This is a genomic window from Bradyrhizobium sp., from assembly GCF_049581145.1.
Lineage (GTDB): Bacteria > Pseudomonadota > Alphaproteobacteria > Rhizobiales > Xanthobacteraceae > Bradyrhizobium.
The window spans coordinates 1-6,612 of the sequence record NZ_JBAURI010000400.1 but is presented as its reverse complement, the minus strand read 5'-3'; the positions used below and the strand labels follow the sequence as shown (position 1 = coordinate 6,612).

Below are 6,612 nucleotides of genomic sequence, written 5' to 3'. Positions count from 1 at the left end.
AGTTTCCTCGGCGATGGCGCGCATCGCCTGGACGTCTTTTTCCAGTTTCAGGTTCAGGACCGGGCGGACATGCAGGCAGCCTTCGGAGGCGTGTGCATACATCGTGCCGCGGGTGCCGTGTTTGGCGAAGATGGCGTTGAGCCGCTCGGTGTAATCGGCCAGATGCGGCAGCGGCACGGCGCAGTCCTCGACGAACGAGACCGGCTTGCCCTCCTGCTTCATCGACATCATGACGTTGAGGCCGGCGGCGCGGAAGTCGGCGATCGCACTCTGCAGCGCCGGCTCCGTGATTTCGACCACGCCGCCCCATTTGCGCGTTGGATGGCTCCAGCCGAAGCCGAGATCGGCCATCAGCTCGGTGAGCTGTTTGACGCGGGCGAGATTCTCGGCCTGGTCTTCCTCGGCGAATTCGACCACCAGAATCGCGTCGGGATCGCCTTTGACGGCGGCGGCGATGATCGGCCTGAACATGTCGATCTCGCGCCCGAGCGCAATCATGGTTCGGTCGACCAGCTCGACCGCGATCGGCCGAAGCCTGACCAGATGCTGGGCGGCGTCCATCGCCTCGTAGAAGCTGCCGAAATGGCAGACCCCAAGCACCTTGTTGCGGATCACCGGCCACAGCTTCAGCTCGACCCTGGTGGTGAAGGCGAGCGTGCCCTCGGAGCCGACCAGGAGATGCGCCATGTTGTTCGGCGCGTTGCGCGGCACCAGCGCGTCGAGATTGTAGCCGCCGACGCGGCGCTGCACCTTCGGAAATCTGTCGGCGATTTCCTCGGCCTCGCGCGCGCCGAGATCGAGCATGTCGCGAAACAGCGCCAATCCGCCCTCGGGCGCGTTGACGGAGGCGAGGTCGCGCGGCACCTCGCCGAAATGCAGCACGGTGCCGGAGGCCAGCGCCGCACCCATCGACAGCGTGTTGTCGCGCATGGTGCCGTAGCGCAGCGAGCGGCCGCCGCAGGAATTGTTGCCCGCCATGCCGCCGATGGTGGCGCGCGAGGCGGTGGAGACGTCGACCGGAAACCACAAGCCGTGTTTCTTGAGCTGGCGGTTGAGATCGTCGAGCACGATGCCCGGCTCGACCACGCAGGTCGCCTTCTCGATGTCGAGCGAGATGATGCGGTTCAGATGTTTTGAGAAATCGACCACGAGGCCGTCATTGACGGTCTGGCCGCATTGCGAGGTGCCGCCGCCGCGCGGGGTGATCCTGCGTCCCGCCTCGCGCGCGATCGCAAGCGTCCGCAGCGCCTCGTCCATGGTCCGCGGCACCACCACGCCGGCCGGCATGATCTGGTAGAACGAGGCATCGGTCGCATAGCGGCCGCGGCTGAAGGAATCGAACAGGACGTCGCCGCTGATCTCGGCGCCAAGCCTCTGTTCGAGCTCCGAGACGGCTCCGCGCGCGTTCGGCATTTGCGATGATCCTCACTCGGCCACGCTCGGCGCAGGGCTTGCTCAATTAGGTCTATTGCCTAATTCATTTCTGGCGCGAGCTAAATCGTTTTTGGATGCAAGTCTAGCCTGCAGCGTTCACTCCGGCGGGCGCCTCGGTCGGCAGGCTGGAGTCCGGCTCGGCCAGATAGGCGATCGCCGCGGCGCCCTTGTTGCGCAAATGCTGAAACAGAATGTCGTTCAGTTCGCTGGCCGCGCGGCGGCGCAGCGCATCGAGAATGGCTTCGTGCTCCCGCATCGCCTCGCTCCAGCGCTCGCGCCGGCGGGCGAAATTGGCGGAGAAGCGCACCCGCCGGATCCGTCCCGCCAGGCTCTCATAGGTCGCGAGCAGCGCCGCATTGGCGGCCGCCTCGACGATGCAGCGATGGATCAACTGGTTCACCCGAAAATAGCCCTGCATGTCCTGACGCATGTAGAAACCATACATATCGTGATGAAGTTGCTCGATTTTCGCGACGCCATCGGCGGTGATCCTCTCGCAGGCGAGGCGGCCGGCGAGGCCCTCGAGTCCACCCATCAGGTCGAACAATTCGCGGATGTCATCAGCGTTGATCGGCCGGACCCGGGCGCCGCGGTTCGGCAACAGATCGACCAGGCCTTCGGCGGCGAGGACTTTCAAGGCTTCGCGCAGCGGGGTGCGGGAGATCTTCAGCATCTCGCAGAGCTGCCGCTCGGAAATGCGGGCCCCGTCAGGGATGTTGCCCTCGACAATGTAGTTCCGGAGGGTTCCCAGAATTTCGTCATGCAGCGAGACGTCGTCGCGCGACGGGCTCGCTTGCGGCGCGGCGTCGGCCGCCTCATCCGGAATCAGGGAGGTCATGGCGCCGACATTAGGGTTTCCGAGCTATTCCGTCGACTGTCGAATTGAATGCAAAATTACCTTGCTGTTGCCTTGATTGAATGCAAAATACCGGTCAGCAAGTTTTACCTGCGAAACGGAGTAGCGCGTGACCCGTCCCCAAGGCCGCCATTTCCTGCAGATTCCGGGCCCGAGCCCGGTCCCGGACCGGGTGTTGCGGGCGATGGACATGCCGGTCATCGACCATCGCGGTCCAGAATTCGCCGAGCTGGGGAAGGCGGTGCTGGCGGGCAGCCAGAAGATATTCAAGACCACCGGCCCGGTCATCATCTTTCCCTCGTCCGGGACCGGCGCCTGGGAAGCTGCGATCGTCAACACACTGTCGCCGGGTGACAAGGTGTTGATGGTCGAGACCGGCCATTTTGCGACGCTATGGCGCCAGATGGCGGCGCGCTGGGGCATCGAGGTGGATTTCATGCCCGGCGACTGGCGCAGGGGCGTCGATCCGGCCGCGATCGAGGAAAGGCTCGACGCGGACAAGCTGCACGCCATCAAGGCGGTGATGGTGGTGCATAACGAGACGTCGACCGGTGCCACCAGCCGGATCGGCGAGGTCCGCGCCGCGATCGACCGCACCGGCCATCCGGCCCTGCTGATGGTCGACACCATTTCCTAGCTCGGCTCGGTGGACTACCGGCACGACGAGTGGAAGGTCGATGTCAGCGTGAGCTGCTCGCAAAAGGGCTTCATGCTGCCGCCGGGGCTCGGCTTCAACGCGATTTCCGAGAAGGCCCGCGCCGCCGCCAGGACCAACAAGATGCCGCGCTCCTATTGGGACTGGGAGGAGATGCTGAAGCCCAACGCGCAGGGCTTCTTCCCCTATACGCCGGCGACCAATCTGCTTTACGCGTTGCGCGAAGCCATTGCCATGCTGCTCGAAGAGGGGCTCGACAACGTGTTCGCCCGCCACAAGCGGTTGGCCGCGGCCACCCGCGCCGCGGTCAATCACTGGGGTCTCGAGGTGCTCTGTCAGGAGCCGAAGGACTATTCGCCGGTCCTGACCGCCGTCGTCATGCCGCCGGGCTATGACGCCGACCAGTTTCGCAAGATCGTGTTGGATAAATACGACATGTCGCTCGGCACGGGCCTTGCGAAGCTCGCCGGCAAGGTGTTTCGGATCGGTCATCTCGGCGAAACCAACGCGCTGACCTTGATGGGCGCTCTGTCCGGCGTGGAGATGGGGCTCGCCGCTGCCGGCGTGCCGCATCGCGCCGGCGGCGTCGAGGCCGCGATGGCCCTGTTGGAAGGGCCCGCGGAATCGAACGCGCCGCCGCTCAAAGTGGTTAAGACCTGACCGATCGGACTCCGCGCACGCGAGGGGTGTGCTCGGCCGCAGGCGACTTCAAAATCGGCAATCAACATTCGGGGGAGAATATGCGTCTTCGTTTCAAGGCCACGCACGTCGTGCTCGCGATGCTGTGCGTGATGTACTTCATCACCTATATCGACCGGGTCAACATCGGCACGGCCGCGAGCGAGATCCAGAAGGAACTGCATCTCAGCAATACCCAGCTTGGCTTTGTGTTCTCGGCGTTCGCCTATCCCTATCTGCTGTTCCAGGTGTTCGGCGGCTGGGTCGGCGATCATTTTGGCCCACGCAAGACGCTGTTCTGGTGCGGTCTGATCTGGGCGCTCTCGACGATCGGAACCGGCTTCGTGACCACCCTGCCGATGCTGTTTGTGGCCCGCTTCGCGCTCGGTTTCGGCGAGGGCGCGACCTTCCCGACCGCGACCCGCGCCATGCAGTACTGGACCCCGTCCAGCAGCCGCGGTTTTGCGCAGGGCATCACCCACGCCTTCTCCCGGCTCGGCAACTCGGTGACGCCGCCGTTGGTTGCAGTCCTGATGGCCTGGCTGACCTGGCGCGGCTCGTTCGTGGTGCTGGGCGTGGTCAGCCTGATCTGGGGCGTCGTCTGGGTCAGCTATTTCCGCAACGAACCCAGGGACCATCGCCATATTACGGAGGATGAGCTGGCGACGCTGCCGCCGCGGCCCACCGGCGTCAAGCCGCCGGTGCCGTGGGGTCCGTTGCTGAGCCGGATGTGGCCGGTGACGTTGACCTATTTCTGCTACGGCTGGGGGCTCTGGCTTTATCTCAACTGGCTGCCGCTGTTCTTCAAGAACAGCTTTGGCCTCGATTTGAAGCATTCGGCGCTGTTCTCCTCCGGCGTGTTCTTCGCGGGCGTGATCGGCGACAGTATCGGCGGCGTGATTTCGGATGCGCTGCTCAAGCGCACCGGCAGTGTTCGCTTTGCGCGTCTGAGCGTGGTCGTGACGGGCTTTGTCGGCGCGCTGGCATCGCTGCTTCCGATCCTGTTCGTCCACGATATGACCGTCGTCGCATTGTCGCTTTCGGCCGGCTTCTTCTTCTCCGAACTCATGATCGGCCCGATGTGGTCGGTGCCAATGGATATTGCGCCGCGCTATTCAGGCACGGCGTCGGGGATCATGAACATGGGATCGGCGGGCGCAGCGATCGCCTCCCCGCTGGTCGCAGGCTTGGTCATCGATGTCACCGGCAATTGGTACCTGCCGTTCATCATGTTGATCGGCGTGTTGTTGGTTGGCGCAGTTTCGGCGTTCATGATGCATCCGGAACTGCCGTTCACAGAGAACGAGGTGCGGATGCCGACGGGGCAGCCGGCAACCGCCGCATAAGGCCAGCAGATGCCTTCCCGATCTTGCAGCCGGTCGGCCCGGAAGGCCGGCCGGCGCTCGATCCCATCCCAAAACGGCGAATTCGGGTGCGAAACCCGGTCGTTATGCATTGACGGCGGCGGTCCGGCGGGGGACAAGCCGGCCGATTGATGCTATGCGAGCCGCGCGGAACCGCGACCAGAACCGCGGACAGCGACAAGACCGGGAAGGGACGCCACATGACCTTGCATACGGGACGGCATTTTCTCCAGATCCCAGGACCGACCAACATCCCCGACCGGGTCCTGCGGGCAATGGACATGCCGACCATGGACCATCGCGGCGCCGAATTCGCCGAACTGGGTTTTGCGGTGCTTTCGGGCATGCAGCGCCTGTTTCGCACCGGGCAGCCGGTGATCATCTATCCCTCGTCCGGCACCGGCGCCTGGGAAGCCGCCATTGTCAACACGCTGTCGCCGGGCGACAAGGTCCTGATGGCCGAAACCGGCCAGTTCGCCGTGCTGTGGCGCGGCATCGCCGAGAAATTCAAGCTCGACATCGATTTCCTGCCCGGCGACTGGCGCCATGGCGCCGATATCGGCCAGATCGAGGCGCACCTCGCCGCCGACAAGACGCACAGGATCAAGGCCGTGATGGTCGTGCACAACGAGACTTCGACCGCCTGCGTGACGCCGCCGCTCGAGGTCCGCAAAGCCATGGACCGGGTCAGGCATCCGGCGCTGTTGATGGTCGACACCATCTCCGGTCTCGGTTCGCTGGAATACGAGCACGACGCCTGGGGCATCGACGTCTCGGTCGCCGGCTCGCAAAAGGGGCTGATGCTGCCGCCGGGCTTGGGCTTCAACGCGGTTTCGGAAAAGGCGCTCGCGGTGGCCAAGGCCAATCCTGGCATGCGCTCCTACTGGGACTGGCAGGATGTCATCGCCATCAACAAGGCCGGCACCTGGCCCTACACACCGGCCATCAATCTCCTGATGGGCCTGAAAGAGGCCATCAAGATGCTGGAGGAGGAGGGGCTCGACAACGTGTTCGCCCGCCACAAGCGCCATAGCGCTGCGACCCGTGCCGCGATGAAGGTCTGGGGCCTGGAGACCCAGTGCCAGGATCCGCAGGCGCATTCGCCGGCGCTGACCGGCGCGGTGATGCCGGAGGGCCATGACTCCGACCATTTCCGCAAAGTGGTGCTGGAGAATTTCGACATGTCGCTCGGCACCGGCCTCAACAAAATCAAGGGCAAGGTATTCCGGATTGGTCATATCGGGCACTTCAACGATCTGATGCTGATGGGTATGCTGTCCGGCATCGAGATGGGACTCGATCTCGCTCACGTGCCGCATCGTTCAGGTGGTGTGCTCGCGGCGATGGATGTGCTGAAGGGCCGCGACGTCGTGCCGATGCCCAAGGTTGCCGTAGCCTGACGACTGCGGTGGCCTGACCTCGATCTGTTTTTGCAAGGGAAGAGTGCGCGATGAATGCTCCGGTGACTGCTAATGAAGACCTGATCTACGCCGTCACTGATGGCATCGCGCGATTGACTTTCAACCGCCCGCAGGCGCGCAACGCCCTCACATTCGCGATGTACGAGCAGATGGCCTCGATCTGCGAGACCATCAACGCCGACCGCTCGATCAAGGCCTTGATCC

4 protein-coding genes and 2 pseudogenes are annotated in these 6,612 nt (G+C 64.0%); 4 read left to right on the top strand and 2 right to left on the bottom strand.

Translation table 11 applies throughout. The annotated features are described in order from the left end of the window. Together WCB02_RS12980 and WCB02_RS12975 are read right to left on the bottom strand one after the other, a co-directional pair. Positions 1–1,413 (bottom strand): FAD-binding oxidoreductase (locus tag WCB02_RS12980; RefSeq protein ID WP_423958628.1); only part of this gene is annotated, 1,413 nt, incomplete at its 3' end. Between the two features lie 103 nt (positions 1,414–1,516). Beyond that, on the bottom strand, positions 1,517–2,272 hold the full coding sequence (locus WCB02_RS12975) for a GntR family transcriptional regulator (RefSeq protein WP_423958627.1): 756 nt from the start codon (positions 2,270–2,272) through the stop codon (positions 1,517–1,519). Between the two features lie 127 nt (positions 2,273–2,399). Here WCB02_RS12975 and WCB02_RS12970 point away from each other — a divergent pair. From WCB02_RS12970 to WCB02_RS12955, 4 genes and pseudogenes are all read left to right on the top strand, one after another. Then, positions 2,400–3,605, top strand: a pseudogene (locus WCB02_RS12970) (pyridoxal-phosphate-dependent aminotransferase family protein). 80 nt (positions 3,606–3,685) lie between these two features. Continuing rightward, complete coding sequence (locus WCB02_RS12965; protein WP_423958626.1) at positions 3,686–4,969, top strand: MFS transporter; 1,284 nt, start codon at positions 3,686–3,688, stop codon at positions 4,967–4,969. Between the two features lie 218 nt (positions 4,970–5,187). Continuing rightward, the gene (locus WCB02_RS12960) at positions 5,188–6,387 is read left to right on the top strand and encodes a pyridoxal-phosphate-dependent aminotransferase family protein (protein WP_423958625.1); all 1,200 of its coding nucleotides are present in this window, start codon (positions 5,188–5,190) and stop codon (positions 6,385–6,387) included. Between the two features lie 50 nt (positions 6,388–6,437). Continuing rightward, a pseudogene (locus WCB02_RS12955) lies at positions 6,438–6,612 on the top strand (enoyl-CoA hydratase); the annotation flags it as partial.